The organism is Leptospira inadai serovar Lyme str. 10 (assembly GCF_000243675.2).
GTDB classification, from domain to species: Bacteria; Spirochaetota; Leptospiria; order Leptospirales; family Leptospiraceae; genus Leptospira_B; species Leptospira_B inadai.
In genome coordinates this window covers 20,511-35,593 of sequence record NZ_AHMM02000015.1, presented here as the reverse complement: position 1 = coordinate 35,593, position 15,083 = coordinate 20,511, and the positions used below count along the sequence as shown (strand labels likewise).

At 45.4% G+C, this 15,083-nt stretch carries 13 protein-coding genes; 7 read left to right on the top strand and 6 right to left on the bottom strand.

The features are described from left to right. Position 1: 1 nt before the first annotated feature. Genes LEP1GSC047_RS03840 through LEP1GSC047_RS03830 form a run of 3 tightly spaced genes read left to right on the top strand, consistent with a single transcriptional unit; the run spans position 2 to position 3,003 of the window. Positions 2-1,513 (top strand): FecR domain-containing protein, encoded by a 1,512-nt coding sequence (locus tag LEP1GSC047_RS03840; RefSeq protein ID WP_010414365.1) that lies wholly within the window; start codon positions 2-4, stop codon positions 1,511-1,513. Between the two features lie 10 nt (positions 1,514-1,523). Continuing rightward, a complete protein-coding gene (locus LEP1GSC047_RS03835) occupies positions 1,524-2,354 on the top strand; it encodes a hypothetical protein (RefSeq protein WP_010414362.1) in 831 nt (276 codons plus the stop codon). A 10-nt stretch (positions 2,355-2,364) separates the two neighbouring features. Continuing rightward, entirely contained in the window at positions 2,365-3,003 is a 639-nt protein-coding gene (locus tag LEP1GSC047_RS03830; protein WP_020988499.1) for a DUF1554 domain-containing protein, read from the top strand. Here LEP1GSC047_RS03830 and LEP1GSC047_RS03825 read toward each other — a convergent pair. The 4 genes from LEP1GSC047_RS03825 to LEP1GSC047_RS03810 form a co-directional block, all read right to left on the bottom strand. Then, positions 3,000-3,674, bottom strand: a complete 675-nt coding sequence (locus LEP1GSC047_RS03825) for a response regulator (protein ID WP_010414356.1) — start codon at positions 3,672-3,674, stop codon at positions 3,000-3,002. The genes LEP1GSC047_RS03830 and LEP1GSC047_RS03825 overlap by 4 nt on opposite strands. After that, complete coding sequence (locus LEP1GSC047_RS03820; protein WP_039934263.1) at positions 3,671-4,720, bottom strand: sensor histidine kinase; 1,050 nt, start codon at positions 4,718-4,720, stop codon at positions 3,671-3,673. The genes LEP1GSC047_RS03825 and LEP1GSC047_RS03820 overlap by 4 nt, the downstream gene beginning before the upstream one ends. A gap of 109 nt (positions 4,721-4,829) precedes the next feature. Next, entirely contained in the window at positions 4,830-6,131 is a 1,302-nt protein-coding gene (locus tag LEP1GSC047_RS03815; protein WP_010414351.1) for an LruC domain-containing protein, read from the bottom strand. A 203-nt stretch (positions 6,132-6,334) separates the two neighbouring features. After that, entirely contained in the window at positions 6,335-7,858 is a 1,524-nt protein-coding gene (locus tag LEP1GSC047_RS03810) for an HDOD domain-containing protein (protein WP_010414348.1), read from the bottom strand. A 412-nt stretch (positions 7,859-8,270) separates the two neighbouring features. On the opposite strand from LEP1GSC047_RS03810, the gene LEP1GSC047_RS03805 reads away from it, so the two are divergent. Beyond that, the gene (locus LEP1GSC047_RS03805) at positions 8,271-9,761 is read left to right on the top strand and encodes an aldehyde dehydrogenase family protein (protein ID WP_020988528.1); all 1,491 of its coding nucleotides are present in this window, start codon (positions 8,271-8,273) and stop codon (positions 9,759-9,761) included. An 81-nt stretch (positions 9,762-9,842) separates the two neighbouring features. Here LEP1GSC047_RS03805 and tpx read toward each other — a convergent pair whose 3' ends face one another. Beyond that, the gene (gene tpx / locus LEP1GSC047_RS03800) at positions 9,843-10,358 is read right to left on the bottom strand and encodes a thiol peroxidase (protein ID WP_010414342.1); all 516 of its coding nucleotides are present in this window, start codon (positions 10,356-10,358) and stop codon (positions 9,843-9,845) included. A 60-nt stretch (positions 10,359-10,418) separates the two neighbouring features. Next, on the bottom strand, positions 10,419-10,814 hold the full coding sequence (locus tag LEP1GSC047_RS03795; RefSeq protein WP_238325516.1) for a DUF2065 family protein: 396 nt from the start codon (positions 10,812-10,814) through the stop codon (positions 10,419-10,421). A 315-nt stretch (positions 10,815-11,129) separates the two neighbouring features. On the opposite strand from LEP1GSC047_RS03795, the gene ilvB reads away from it, so the two are divergent. The 3 genes from ilvB to LEP1GSC047_RS03780 all read left to right on the top strand — a co-directional run bounded on the left by ilvB (position 11,130) and on the right by LEP1GSC047_RS03780 (position 15,070). Further along, entirely contained in the window at positions 11,130-12,863 is a 1,734-nt protein-coding gene (gene ilvB / locus LEP1GSC047_RS03790) for a biosynthetic-type acetolactate synthase large subunit (protein ID WP_010414338.1), read from the top strand. Positions 12,864-13,031: 168 nt separating this feature from the next. After that, complete coding sequence (locus LEP1GSC047_RS03785; protein ID WP_039934261.1) at positions 13,032-14,468, top strand: anthranilate synthase component I family protein; 1,437 nt, start codon at positions 13,032-13,034, stop codon at positions 14,466-14,468. Continuing rightward, a complete protein-coding gene (locus LEP1GSC047_RS03780) occupies positions 14,465-15,070 on the top strand; it encodes an anthranilate synthase component II (protein ID WP_010414334.1) in 606 nt (201 codons plus the stop codon). The genes LEP1GSC047_RS03785 and LEP1GSC047_RS03780 overlap by 4 nt, the downstream gene beginning before the upstream one ends. The last annotated feature ends 13 nt before the right edge of the window (positions 15,071-15,083 follow it).

Genomic DNA, 15,083 nt, shown 5'->3' with positions numbered 1-15,083 from the left:
CATGAATTTTAAACCTTATGTTCGAGAGATACAAGTAGGTTCGCTTTGCATCCTAGTTTTCTTGATGTCGTCGTATTTGCTTTATTTCGAATCTAAATCCAGAGGCGATTCCGGAAAGGAAGCTTTAGGAACCGTTTCCTTTAGATACAAGACGGCTCAAAGGAAATTTCCTGATCGGATGCTTTGGGAGGATGTGGAACAAGGCATGTCCGTATTCAATAAGGATTCGGTGAGAACGGATGAAGCATCGGAGGCGGTCGTGCACCTAAACTCCGGAACCCAAATCGAGTTGGATCCGCAATCGATGGTCGTTTTGCAATTAAAAGAGAATCGGGAAATTCTACAGTTAGGCGAAGGGAGCCTTTTGGTCCAAGGTAAAAAGGTTCTTTCGGTGATAACCGGAAAAGTCGGTCTGGATGCTAAGTCAGATTCATCATTTCAGATAACAAATTCGCCGGACGGTCTCTCCGTAAACGTACGTAAAGGAGAAGTGATTTGGAACGAAGACGGAACCGCGAGGGTGACGCTGGGAGAAGGGGAGACGGCCTTGAACGCCATCAAGTCGGAAAAAAAATGGAATCTAATCCTTCCGGAAGAATCGTACAGATTTTTCCCGCAAGAGCCGGAGCAACTTGTGGAATTCCGCTGGGAAGGCGGCCTTGATTCCGTTTGGGAAGTTAGCTCCAAGAGAGATTTCGGCAAAATCATTGAGGCGAGGACGATCAAAGAAAAGGTACTTCGGCAGAGGTTCAAGGAAGGAATTTACTTTTGGAGAGTACGATCTCAAAATCGAGAAAGAATATCGGAGGTTCGTAAATTTCGTGTGCTTCCTAATCCGGCGCCTGATTTGTTCTATCCCAAAAAAGAAGGTATTCAAGAAGAACGAACCGTTTCGTTCGCTTGGGCGAGACAGAAGATCGCGAGCGGCTATCGGCTTCAGATTTCAAGCGATCCTTCTTTTTCGAACATAAGGGAATCCCAAGTGTTTCGAACGAACTTTTCGATGACCTTGGATCCCGGTACTTATTATTGGCGTGTGGTCTCTTATACGAATCTGCCGGGTACCGACGCGATATCTGAAACGCGTAAATTCGCCATCGTTATACCCGAATCTCCGCCTGCGAAGGAGATCCAAACTCCGTTAAAAGAACAGACTCAGGCTCCGAATAACGATGAGTTGTCGCTGGAGTTCCCCAAAAAAGGATCTGTAGTCGATATGACCGGCAAGGAAAGCCTGCTCTTTCGATGGAAGTTTAAACCGGCTAGTAAGGACGCCGATTGGAAGTTTCGTCTCTACGTACGAAAAGTCGGAAAGGACGAACTAGTATATGAAAGAAAGACGAAAGGGGATCGCTTTTCTTTTAGAGATTTGGAAAAATTAGATGTGGGTGTCTTTTTATGGACTGTCGAATCGGAAGAAAATCCCTCGATTAAATCCGAGGCGGAGTTTAGAATACAGTTAAGAGAAGTCTTGGAAGCTCCCGAAACTAAATCCAGCGGGGCACGACCTTGAAGAAAGATTCATGCGAAGAATATTTAAAAAAAGAAAGAACAAGGACAGTTTGAAAGTATTTTACTTTATCCTAATATTTTTTGCGTCCATTTCCGCCGTACTTTCCGAAGGCAGAAGTTTTATCTACTACATCGAGTGGAAGGAAGTGAAGGGCAGTAGAGGATATCTTGTGGAAGTACGGAACGCTGCGCCTCCGCAAAGTTTAATCTTGGAAAAGAAAGTTCAAGAAAATGAAATCGAATTCAAATTGGAATCGGGAACCTACGAATATCGGATCGCAGCTTTGAATCGTTTCGGAAAACCGTCCTCATTTACGCCCTGGACTAGCTTTAAAGTGGAACAAGATAGGCCTAAGGAAGTGGCCTTAGCGGAAAAGGAGGGTCTTTCGAAACCCAAGAGTTCTAGAGTATTCGTGCCTGGATGGGGCTTTTACAGGAATGGAGAAAAATTAAAGGCGATCGGAGTGTGGAGCGGATTGGCTGCAATCGCATTCTTAGGGAATGCGGAGCGAGACGCCGGAAATCGATTGGCTAGCGATCCTAAGAACGATCCTAAGGTGATCGGCCTTTTGGGAACGCAGCTTTCTCCTCTTTCGACTCTGTATCTATGGGATGCCCGTTCGAAAGATAAATCGGAATACGAATTACATCAACGTAACCAAGCCGCATTGGGCGGTATCGCAGTCCTCGGAATCGTCTTCTCGCTTTGGTGGGAAAATCGTTTACCGGCGAATCAAACTCTAGATCTTAAAATTCGTCCCGATACGTCTTCTGTCGTAAATTCTTCCCTTAGAGAAGGATTTGCAAGTCGCTGGGAAATGAGTTATGCTTGGAAGTTCTAAGGAGGACGCTATGCGTCGGAACGAGTGCATTATAAAACTTTTGTTCTTTATTTCTTCGCTTAGCATAGGTTCCCAATTAGTATTTTGTTCCAAACCTTTTCCGAAAGGGGACGAGTATTTATTGTTAAGCGTATTGCAATCCGGGCTAGGAGCCAATTCTCCTACTTCGTTTAAATATATTTTCGTGACCTCGGGCACGAGTAACGGAAATTTAGGCGGAGTGAGCGGGGCCGATACGATATGCTCGGCCGCAAAGGCAACCGACGGTGCAAGCTTACCGGGAACGAGCACCGAATACCGTGCGCTTATAGTCGGCACCGGAAGGACGGCCGGCGGAACGGGTTGGCCCTTGCATGCGTCGACCACCTATTATAAGAATTATCCTAATCCGACTCTTGTATTTTCCACGACCTCCGGTGCACTCCCCAGTTTGCCCTTGAATCAAGCGCTTCCGGGTTCTGCCATTCATATTTGGACGGGAATATCTAGTACCTGGACGACGGGCACAACTTGCCTAAATTGGACCGATAATACCGTCGGAAATACGGGCGAGTACGGAGTGTCGGGAGCCACCGATATCACTTCGTTTAATAATTTGTTAGCCGATACCTGCGATACTTTGAATCATTTACTTTGCGTTCGCCTTTAGCTTTCCACGATTCCGGCTCGAATCGCATAAACGACTAAATCGGCCACTTTATGCAAATCTAATTTCTTCATAATATTCGCCCTATGAACTTTGACGGTCGCGGGAGAAATATGCAGCAGCTTCCCGATTTTTTCGTTGGAATTCCCTTCCGATATCAATTTTAGAATTTGGCGTTCCCGATCGGATAGAACCGAAAATACGGAAGGTCCTTCTTCGGACTGCTCTCCCGTCTTTTTCTTATTGAGTCCCGAAATGACCCTGGTCGCGATGCGAGGACTAAGATACGTTTCTTTACGGCGCACGGCATCGATGGCCCGTAACAGATCTTCTCCGGCGTCATCCTTCAATACGTATCCGTTAATTCCTAGATCGACCAATTTTTGAATATACTCTTCATTATCGTGTCTGGAGAGGATGATGACTTGAATCTTAGGATAATAACGTTTGATTCCTTTCACTAAATCGATTCCGCTGACGCCGGGCATGGAGATGTCGGTTATGACGATATCCGGTTCCAGTTTTCCGATCTCGTCTAAGGCTTGTTCGGCGTTTCCGTTCTCGCCGATGATTTGTAGATCGGCCTGTCCGGAAATAATCAACCTGAGTCCTTCCCTAAGGATAGCGTGGTCGTCTACGAGATAGAGTTTACAAGTTGATGGTTGGGCGTTCATATCTTCTCCTTCGAACGTTGTTTCAACGGAATTCGTAGCACATAGGTCGTACCTATTCCGAGCTCCGATTCTAAGAATAGAGTTCCGTTCATGTCCTCGACTCTGCGCCGGATATTTTCCAAGCCAAATCCGGTAGGTTTAATTCTAGCTTCCTTTTCCCGAAATCCTTTTCCGTTATCTTTTGCGAAAACGATTAAGGTGCCTTTTTCGGATGTGATTCGAATCTCCACCCTATTTGCCTGCGCATGCTTCAGAATATTCGAACAGATTTCCTGCAGAATTCTGAAGACTTGGTTTTGCACGACTTGGGGAATCTTTTCCGGAACCTTGAATTCAGTCTTTACCTTTATTTTTTGAAGCGGAAAGATTCCCGTAGCAAGCGCGTTAAGGGCGGACTCCAAACCCAGCTCCTTTAAAGAGGAAGGCTGTAAGTTTGTGTAAATTTCCCTTAGCTCCTGACTGGCCCGATCTATTAGGCCGAGACCGGACTTAAAGGAATCCGCATGGTCTACCGCGGATTTTTGGAACGCTTGAAAATGCAATTTGGCCGCTAAGATAAGCTGACCGACTCCGTCATGGAGTTCCCGCGCGAGACGGGATCTTTCTTCCTCTTGAGACGCCAAAACCTTGGTATGCAAGTTTGCGATTTTCTTTTGCAGTTTTTTATTTTGGCTAATGTCCTTCAAGATCATCCCGGTGCTGTTTCCGAAAGGGAATGCTGTATAACCGTAAAATTTATTTCCTTTTTTAAACTCTTGGTTCTGTAATTTTATATGACGGGACTTATTCAGATTTTCCCTAAGGTTGGCTTCTTCTTTCGAATCTAATTTCAGAATGGAAAAAAGACCGGCGCCGATCATGCTGGATCGGACATGGAATTCTTTTTGAAAAGAAGCGTTCGCAAAACGAATTGTGTTGGACTTATCCAAGGCGACGATGGGAGAGATTTCCTCGACGAGGGAAAGAAAGTATACTAAAGCTTTCTCCGTTGCCGGATCAATGGAAAGACGCTTTAGGTCCTTCGGTTTTAGGATTCCCGTCGCCACATAGATCACGTTAAAGCTACTCCGTTAACCGGGAAAGGAAAAAAATTCCCTTCCCCCGGCCGAAAGGGGGAAGGGTCGAAGGATGCTTAATACTCTTTCAGGAGTCGGTTTATGGCGTGGATTGGAAAACTTTCGTGTTGTCCGGATTCCGATACCAATCTACGTCCGTGGTTCCCAAGGATTCGTACCAAGGTTTGAACTGGGAATACGGGATTCGTATATTCTCTCCTTCATAAGGCCATAGAAAGTTACCCGGAATCAATAAATACCAAGGGAATCCCGTCGAATCTCTGTATAAGTCGGCGCCCTTCGCATCGAAAAATTTACCGGCTGCATGAATGTCCTTGTTGGTATTGATTACATGCAGATACGTATCGAACGGAGGAGGTCCTAAGTTGGTTGTGGATATCGGTGAGGAAAGGATGACTTCCAAATGGGCCGATTTCCCTACATGAAAGGTATCAGTCTTTCTGGAATTCCAGGATTGGATGGTCGTGGAACTGTTACCGAGTATTTCCAACCCGGAGATAGCAGGTCCTGTTCCGCTCAATGCTTGCTCGACCGTCGTTCCATCATATCCGAGGCGATTGAGAGTATAGGAACCTACGGCAGCCGCGTTCGGCAAACTAAAATGAAGCGTATGATTATAAGCGGCCCCTTTGGCTACGTGAGTGAAATAACCTCGAACTCGAGCTACTCCACCGGTCGCATTCAGATCCTCTTCGAAATAGGTGCGAACCACATAGTCGTTAAAATCCGCGTCCCCCTGGTTCGGAAACAAATCTTCGAACGCAATCGTGTAATAATCGGATACAGGGATCCGAACGATAAAGGCTCGAGTCGGATCGAAGGGATAGGCGTCGTTTATATCCGGAACCGTGTCCCCGTCCGAATCCAACAGAAGAGTTTCTTTTGCGGTGAATGAGATGGAAATTCTGCGGCTGATCACCGTCACGTTAGTGATATTGATATCGATGTCGTAGAATTTTCCGTATGCCTGTACTTGGAGATGGACGGTGTTCGTATCGCTATCCACGGTAAAACTTCCGGTCACTTGACCGTTTGCATTCGTGTAAGCGGTAAAAATCGATTTACTACTCGGAGTACCCGGCGTGGCGGAAGCTACCGTCAATTGTACAAGGCTTCCGTTTACCGGAGCCACAGGATCGACTACCTGTACGTTTACAGTCAGCGTTCGAGTCGTATCAAATGCAAAATCTACGGGGGTTGAGGCATCCTGAACTTGAACGCTAAAATCGGTACTTCCTGTCGGGGCGGCTGCCGGAGTCGCTCCTTGCGCAAGGCTTAGGAGCCAGGCATAATCAGGGTTTTGCTGCGAGGAGCAGGAGATGAAAAAACAAAGCCCGAATGCGAACCAGATTTTTGATATATTTTTTGTAGTATTGGCCATATAAGAAACGTCCCATAGACAGCTGCATTATCGTTTCGCAGTTTCTTTATGGCAATATGCCCAAAGGCTTAATTTACTACATCCTTCGGTAAAGACGGTTTTTAACCGTACGTTAGAAATCCCGTAATAAATGCCGACATATTGGCATTCCAATGGAAATATCTTATGTACTAGAATGAATTCTAGGAATATAAATTAGTTACTTATAATGTAGCCTCGAAACTTTCCAAAGCTTTGGTCCTAAAGGAATGGAAATCGCCCGAAGTAAAAAATTTACAATATTTCAGGACTTCCTCCGGAATCTCGGAATACTTCGCCTCTTCATTATTAATTTTTATCATCGAGTCCGCCAAATAGATGGGGAAAATAATTTCTTTGTAATGCTCTTCGGCCAAAAGAGGACGATGGTGGTATTCCATTCCTCGGGAATAAAGCTCCGGAAAATTCCATTTTTCCGCAATCAAGGCACCGATCTTAGTATGTGTAATTCCGAAGGCCGCTTCTTCCAAAGTTATGGCGGATGCGATTTCTTTCGAGGCCGAATAGTTTTGGATTTTACTCATCTTGCCCGATTCCAGAGAAAGCAGGATAATTTCTCCTATATCGTGTAGTAGCGCGACCGACATTAAATTACTTACGGTTTCCTTTTGCATGGCCATTCTGAGAGCGATCAGTTTGCAATAATACGCGCATTGGTTCGATTTTTCCCAAATCGCAAGGAAGGCCGGAAATTTGTCCTCCAAAATCTGTTTGGTTCCCAGGGAATAAAGAAGGACTTGAAGTTCCTTGAGCCCGATCAACTGGATTGCTCGATCCAAGGATTCCACTTTTCCACCGCGACGAAAAGCGGCGGAGTTGGCTAATTTAAGGATATTCGCGGATAAAGCGACGTCACGTTTGATCATCTCCGCGATTTGACCGATGCTTGAATTCGGTTTATCGATCGTAGTCTGTATGTCCTGAATCGCTTTCGGGAAGGTGGGAAGTTGGTCGACCTTCCTGATGATCTCATCCGCTTTTTGAAGCTGGATATTTTCCCGCTGGATTCGAATCGGAATGTCGATGATGACCGAGGTGTTATTTCCTTGGCTTTCCACTCGGTAGGAGCTGGCGCCAAGGCCGTCGTTTTTCAACATCATTAAGGTCATGATTAAGCCGAGTCCCGCGCCTTCGGTCTCATCGCCTTTCTCCAGGAAGGCTTCGGCCAAGTCGTTATAGGACTTGGCCTTTTCGACCCTCTGATTGATTCTGTCGACTTCTTCCGGACTTAATTTAACGTTATTCATTACGCGAATGCGTATCGCGTCTTTGCTGTGTATAAACGATACTAAAACCACATAATTATTTTTGAATAGTAGGTCCTCGTATTTTTCCTTATTATCGAGATAGGATTTTTTAAAACCCAGAATTTTACTTCTATATACCGCCGGATTCTGTATGTCCGCCTGTAATTCCCTGAAATAAATTCGTTTAACGTTCGCTTTGATCGTATTCGTGATCGTTTCTTTTAAAGCTGCCAGAACCGAATCCCGTACGAAAATAATATCCAAGTGCAATAGATATCTATCTAGGGTTCTTGCCAGAACATTGTCCACATTTTCGGTTAAATTATGGAATTTGAAATGGAATGGTAGATTTTCCTGAATCGGTTGGTTCAAGTCTTTCAGATTGCTGAAGACTCCGTAATCTTTATGGTGAAATAGTTCAAGGGTTTTTCCTTGGCTCATATAGTATTAACTCTGGGAAACGTCGCCGTTCTTTGTCAAGATTTTGCAAATTTGATTTATGTTAAAAATAATACATTGCTATGCGAATTATACGGGGGAAAAGCTTAGATTCCACGGGATAAGAGACAATTTATTTGTGCTCCGCGCAAAAAAGTAAGTTAGTCACTTTGGAACTAAAAAATAGACCTTTCGCAGTAGTTTCTAAGGATGTTTTTTCCGGTTCGTTTGGCTGCAGAAGGATTCGTGAGTGACGGAAAAAAATTCCTTTTAGACGAAAAATTCCGCAATTGTTACGGAATGATCATTCAATAAAAAGGTTGCTTCTTCTTCTTAAATTTGGTTTTATATTACCTTGGTTCCCGACCGAACCCGACCAAAAATGTTAGAACCACCTGAATAAGGAGCGCTTTTCATGCCCACTACAGCAACCCCAAATCCGACAACGACTGCTTCCGTCCCCCCAGCCGGCATGGTCGCCTTTCCTCCTCCCAATCCCAAGGAGATGGAAAGAATTTTTAAGCTACAAAAACGACACTTTCATACGGTCTTAAAGCTTACGACGGCGAGGGACAGGATCCAGCGTTTAAAAAAACTCAAGGCTGCGGTCGAAAGACTGACCCCGGAGATTAAACAAGCTCTCCAAAAGGATTTTCGGAAGGCTCATCACGAAACCGATCTCACTGAAATTATGCCTTCTATCGGAGAATTGAACGATGCGATTCGTCATGTGAAGGGTTGGATGAGACCCGTCCGCGTAAAAACTCCCATGTCTTTATTCGGAGCCTCCAGCAAAGTCGTCTACGAACCGAAAGGAGTCAGTTTGATTATCGCTCCTTGGAACTATCCTTTTTATTTGGCGATAGCTCCTCTGGTTGCGGCAATTGCCGCCGGAAATACCGCAATCATCAAACCCTCCGAATTTACGCCTGAAATTTCCAAGCTTCTCGTAAAACTCGTAAAGGAGACCTTCCCCGAGGAAGAGGTTGCGGTCTTTGAGGGAGATCATACCGTTTCGACTGCGTTGCTGGAACTCCCTTTCGATCATATTTTCTTCACAGGCAGCACGCATGTGGGGAAAATCGTGATGGCAGCCGCGGCTAAAAATCTTTCTACAGTGACCCTGGAGTTGGGAGGAAAGTCCCCTGCCATTATCGTTCCGGATGCGGATCTAAAGAAAGCGGCTAAAAAACTCATGTGGGGGAAAATCATGAACGCGGGTCAAACTTGCGTGGCTCCGGATTATCTCCTGCTTCCGGAAGGCAAAACGGACGAGTTCGTAAAATACGCAAAAGAGGCGGTTACTAGTTTCTACGGTAAGTCGGACGAATCCATCAAGCAAAATCCGGATTTTTGCCGCTTAGTCAACCAACGGAATTTTCAGAGGGTTTCGGGGTACATCCATGAAGCGGTCGAAAAAGGAGCGAAACTAGCGATGGGAGGCGATACCGATTCAACTCAGAATTATATCGCTCCGACGCTGTTAACGAACGTTCCGGAAAATTCTCATATCATGGAAGACGAAATTTTCGGACCGGTTATGCCGATTCTTACCTATAAGACTTTGGACGAGGCGATCGAGAAAGTCGTTTCGAGACCGAAACCGCTTGCTTTGTACGTATTCGGAAAAAGTAATCGATCCATTTCGAAAGTATTAAGAGAGACCTCTTCCGGTGGAGCTTCGGTCAACGAAGTAATCGTGCACTTGGTCAATCCTCATTTGCCTTTCGGCGGGATAAATCATTCCGGACACGGAAGTTACCACGGTTGGTGGGGTTTTAAAACCTTCTCCCATGAGAAGTCGGTGTTTAAGCAGGCGGCTATCGCTTCCATCGATATGCTGTATCCCCCTTATACCGGTTTCGTGGATAAGATGATCCAATTTACGAAGAAGTTTTTCGTTTAATAAAACCGATCTTTCTTGCCCTTTCTCGGTATACCGGGAAAGGGTTTTTATTTCGGGATCCTTCCTGAAAAATAGGATTTTCTAGATAAGCTTCTTCGCTTCCGCTACTGCAGCCTCGTAATTGGGCTCGCTCGCGATTTCCGGAACCAATTCCGCATATTTTACGGTATTGTTCTTGTCCAGAACGAACACGGCTCTTGCGGATAAACCTTTTAGCCCGCCATCCGCGATATGGGTCCCGAACGCTTTCGAGAATGAAAAATCCTTGAATTGAGAGAGAGTAACTAAGTTCGGCGAATCGATTCCCTCGGTCGTGCAAAATCGGTTCATCGCAAACGGTAGATCTCCGGAAATCACGATCGTAACGATTCCGTCCAGAGTAGCCGCTCGTTCGTGAAATTTCTTCGTTTCCAATGCGCAAACAGACGTATCAAGACTGGGAACACCGACTAGAATTTTTACCTTGTCCGCGAAGTCTTTTAAACTTTTCGAACTTAGATCCTTTGCCGTTCCGGCAAAGTCGGGGGCTTTGTCTCCGACTTTTACCAAGTTTCCTTCCAATTGAACCGGGCTTCCTTTTAATGTAACGCTTCCCATGAGTTTTTCCTTAGCAAATTAGACGTATCATAGAATATCGAGTTCGGAAATTGTGCGAGTCTATTTTCGAATCCCGTCCGCCTCGTGACGCAATTCGAAGAAGGTCCAAATCCCGGCAAGAAATTCCACTCCGCCGGCAATGAGAATGGTAGGACCCACCCACTTTACTAGGACAAAGATTCCTAAAATTATGAATTGGAATGTTCTGGTATGGGTGGAAAGAACCAAAAACGGCCTGACGTTTTGAATTCCCATATTGAAGTAAAAATAGCCGAGTATCATGAGACAAAGGCCGGTGATACGGACCCATACGTCCGCTGCATGAAGAAGAAATAGATTTAAAAAGAAATCAGGAATCGCTAATAAAAGAATTCCCTCAAAGACAAGATATATTCCGAAATACTGAACGCTTTTTGCCGCACCGATCATACTAATCCTCTCACGAAGATTGTGCACGGATTTCTCGAGAAGGATACAAAAATCGGAAATTTTTTGTAAGTTGAAGAAAGGATAAAAAAATCTTGCAATTTTAAAATATAATTATTGGAATGGGTGAAGGTCGTTTGGCCGTTCGTAAGTTTAGAATGAATTCCTTAAAACAGCAGTCTAGTATTACAACCCTTTGGGTGGTCGTATGGATGTCGGTAGTGGTAACGCTACCTGGGCCTGGCTTTACGCCGTAGGGATCATTCGCAGACAGCAATCTTCGAAAAAGCCCCCCTCGGCTAAAGCCGAGGGGGGCTTTTTTTATAGATTCTACATAGAGGAAAAATGAAAACCAAGACCGTATTAGAACCGAATCTATCACAAAATATGAATGCTCCTAAAAATGGGGCCGAGATTGTCGTTCGTTTTCTTTTATATAAAGGAATCGATACGGTTGTGGGAATTCCTGGAGGAGCAAACCTACCGTTGTACGATTCTTTGCACGGAAGCGGGATTCGTCATATTCTAGCTCGTCATGAGCAAGGTGCGGGGTTTATCGCGCAAGGCATTGCAAGAGCCGGCGGAAGGGCAGCGGTTTGCTTGGCTTCTTCCGGGCCGGGGGCTACGAATCTCATAACGGCAATCGCCGACGCTAAATGCGATTCGGTGCCTTTAGTGGCGATTACTGGACAGGTGCCCACGTCCTTGATCGGTACGGACGCGTTTCAGGAAATAGATACGTACGGCCTATCGAAGCCTATTACAAAAAGGAATTATATCGTTCGGTCGATTCCGGAATTAATCTCTGCGTTAAGCGAAGCGTTTCGGATTGCCGAAGAGGGCCGTCCTGGACCCGTGTGGATAGATATTCCGAAAGACGTTCAACTATCTCCGTACGTGGGCGATTGGGCGAAGACGCTGGAAGAATGGGACCTTTTAGAGACTTCCGGAAATATTATGTTCGTCGATTCCTTTTTTGAGGAGAAGTTCTCCGGGTTTTGCGAACTTTTGCGGGATAGTAAACGACCGGTTTTGTATATCGGAGGCGGCATAAAACTCGCAGGGGCGGAATATCTCCTCCGGGATTTTGCGGAATCCCAGGATATTCCAGTAGCTTCGACATTGATGGGTTTGGATTGCTTTCCTCAAAATCATCGTTTGTCCTTAGGGATGTTAGGAATGCACGGGGCCCCGGCTACGAATCTTGCATTAGAAGAATCTGATTTGCTTTTGGCATTCGGAGTCAGATTCGACGATAGAGCCACCGGGAAATTGGAAACATTTTGTCCGAACGCAAAAGTCGTTCATGTCGATATCGATCCTAGAGAGATCGGGAAACTGAGACTACCGGATCTCTCCTTTCGGACGGATCTATACGATTTTTTGAAGAATACAGTCGGAATTCCTTCGAGAAGAAGGGAAGAGTGGAATTCGCTTATCTCGAGCTGGAAGACGTTGTTTCCGTTTCCGAGCCTCCGAACCGGAAACGGATTTTCGCCTGATACGATTCTGAGGATTTGCAAAGATTCTCTCGGGCCGGATACGATACTAACGAGCGACGTAGGCCAACATCAAATGTGGGTGGCTCAGTATTATCCGTTCCAAAATCGTCGGACTTGGATTACTTCCGGCGGGCTCGGAACGATGGGCTTCGGATTGCCGGTCGCTATCGGTATTTCGTTGGCGATGCCGAAAAAAACCGTTCTCTGTATTTCGGGAGACGGTTCCATTTTGATGAATATTCAGGAATTGGATACGCTCGCCGATCTGCAATCGAATGTAAAAATTTTAATATTCGATAATCGACATCTGGGATTGGTTCGTCAGCAACAGGAACTCTTCTTTGAAAGCAGGTTTTACGGAAGTTCCTACGAGAGAGAATCCAAATTGGCTTCCGTCGCAAAGGCGTTCGATATCCCGAGTTTGAACTTAGCCGGGGCAGAGAACCCGCTCGACGAATTACGGAAATTTCTCGTTAAACCGGGTCCCGGTTTTGTCGTTATTCCCGTGGATCCGACTTTGCACGTTTTGCCGATGGTTCCCGCAGGTAAAGGTAACCTGGAGATGTTATTAGAATGAAACTATTTAAATATTTTCTAATATTGATATCTAAAAGCGAATCGGATCTAGTGCTGTATAGTCTACTCTCCTGGCCCCGCTTTGGGGCATAATTTTCACTTAACAAATCAGTTGTTTACCTTCAACGGTCCGTTTTCGGGCCGATTACAAAAATTCCAGGAGGAATATATGCGCTTAGAAATACGCGATTTAAGAAACCAGGTGGAATCCTTATCTCCACGACCGATCCTGAAACCGTTTCCGTTAAAAGAAGAGGAAACGAACTATTTTTTCCGCTCATTGCTTTCCGAATCTCCGGTCGCAATTCTTCTCGAGAGTCTGGGACCGGAATCGGACAATTCCAGGTACACGTTCATTTCCGGATTTCCCAAACGAACATTTACGGCAAAAGGAAACCGCTTGGATATGGACGGAGTTCTTTTGGACCAGGGAAATCCCTATGATTTGTTATCGGAAATCTTCTCTCCTCGAAGAAGTCCCGGTTTAACGGATTTTAGCGCGGGGGTATTTCACAGATCTTTTCTGGAAAACACGGAATCAGGAGGAGGAGGTCTTTATGGATTTCTCTCCTACGAAGCGGTAAACGATATGGAACCGGGGCTGGGATTAAAAGAACACTCTCAATTTCCCAAGTTTCAATTCGCTTGGATGGAAGACGGGATTTTGATCGATCGTAGGACGGGGAAGTCGAGATACTTTCATTACGGCAGCGATCGCTACAAACTCTTCGAAGATATCTATAGAAAAAGAAACGTTAAATCAAATTCTATTTCTTTAAAATATTTGGGGCAATCTAGGACTAAGGAGGATCATCGTAAGATGGTGGAAGAGGCAAAGGAGGAAATTCGCCTAGGAAATACGTTCCAATGTCAGATAGGGTTTAAACGATCGTACGAAATTCGAGGGGAGAATATGAAATTGTACGAGGCTTTACGCGCTATTAACCCCTCGCCGTTTATGTTCTACATGGCGTTTCATGACAAAACACTTTTAGGTGCAAGTCCCGAATTACTATTCAGATTGAAGGATGGAGTCTTGGAATCGTTTCCTTTAGCGGGTACGATTCGGAGAGGGGAAAACGAGAAAGAGGATCGAAATCTTGCATTTCAACTTCTTTCCGATCCTAAAGAAATCGCGGAGCATAATATGCTGGTGGATTTACATCGAAACGATCTAGGAAGAGTCGCGAAATTCGGCACCGTGAAAATTAGGGATTCGTTCGCCTTAAAAAAATTCAGTCACGTTCAACATCTTTCCACCGAGATTTCGGGGATTCTTAGATCCGGAAAGGATATGTTCTCCGGATTGGCTTCTTCCTTCCCTACCGGAACTTTAAGCGGAGCCCCGAAAATGGAATCGATGCGGATTATAGAGAGAATCGAAAACGATCCTAGGGGACCGTACGGCGGGGCGGTCGGTCGCTTCGGTTTCGACGGAAACTGTTCCTTTTGCATTCCGATTCGGAGTTTCTTTAGGAATGGGGAAGAGGGATTGATTCGAGCATCGGGAGGCGTGGTCTACGATTCGGCTGCCGAGTCGGAGTATCAGGAAATTCTAAATAAGATGGGTGCGGTAATGAGAGCCGTCGAAGAGGTATCAAAATGAGAGTTCTATTGGTGGATCATTACGATTCTTTTACATACAATTTGTTCCAATATTTGGGGGAGCTTTTGGAAGATGAGCTCGGTTCCCGATTTAGTCTGGATGTATTTCGTCATGACGAGATCGAATTTTCAAAAATCGAGACGATGAAATACGATCGTATCGTACTATCCCCCGGCCCGGGAACCCCGAAAGATCCGAAATATTTCGGGGTCTCGGCGGAGATCCTGCTGAAACTCGACGAACGGATTCCTATTCTTGGCGTTTGTTTAGGAATGCAAGGAATGGCATTCGTTTCGGGAGGTTCGGTCGTTCCGGCTTCCGTTCCGATGCACGGCAAAGTGTCCGAAATTACGCACGATGGGAAAGGAGTGTTTGCCGATTTGCCCGAGACTCTGAACGTTATGCGCTATCATTCCTTGGTCGTCGATCCGAGCGGCTTATCGGACGAATGGATGCTCACCGCGTTTTGCGGAAAGGAGTTGATGGGAATCCGCCATAAACATAGGCCTTTAGAGGGGATTCAATTCCATCCGGAATCTTTCGCCACCGAAGGTGGAAGAAGAATGCTTTCGAATTTTCTATTTCAAAGACGAAGTAAATAGGAGGATTTAAGGC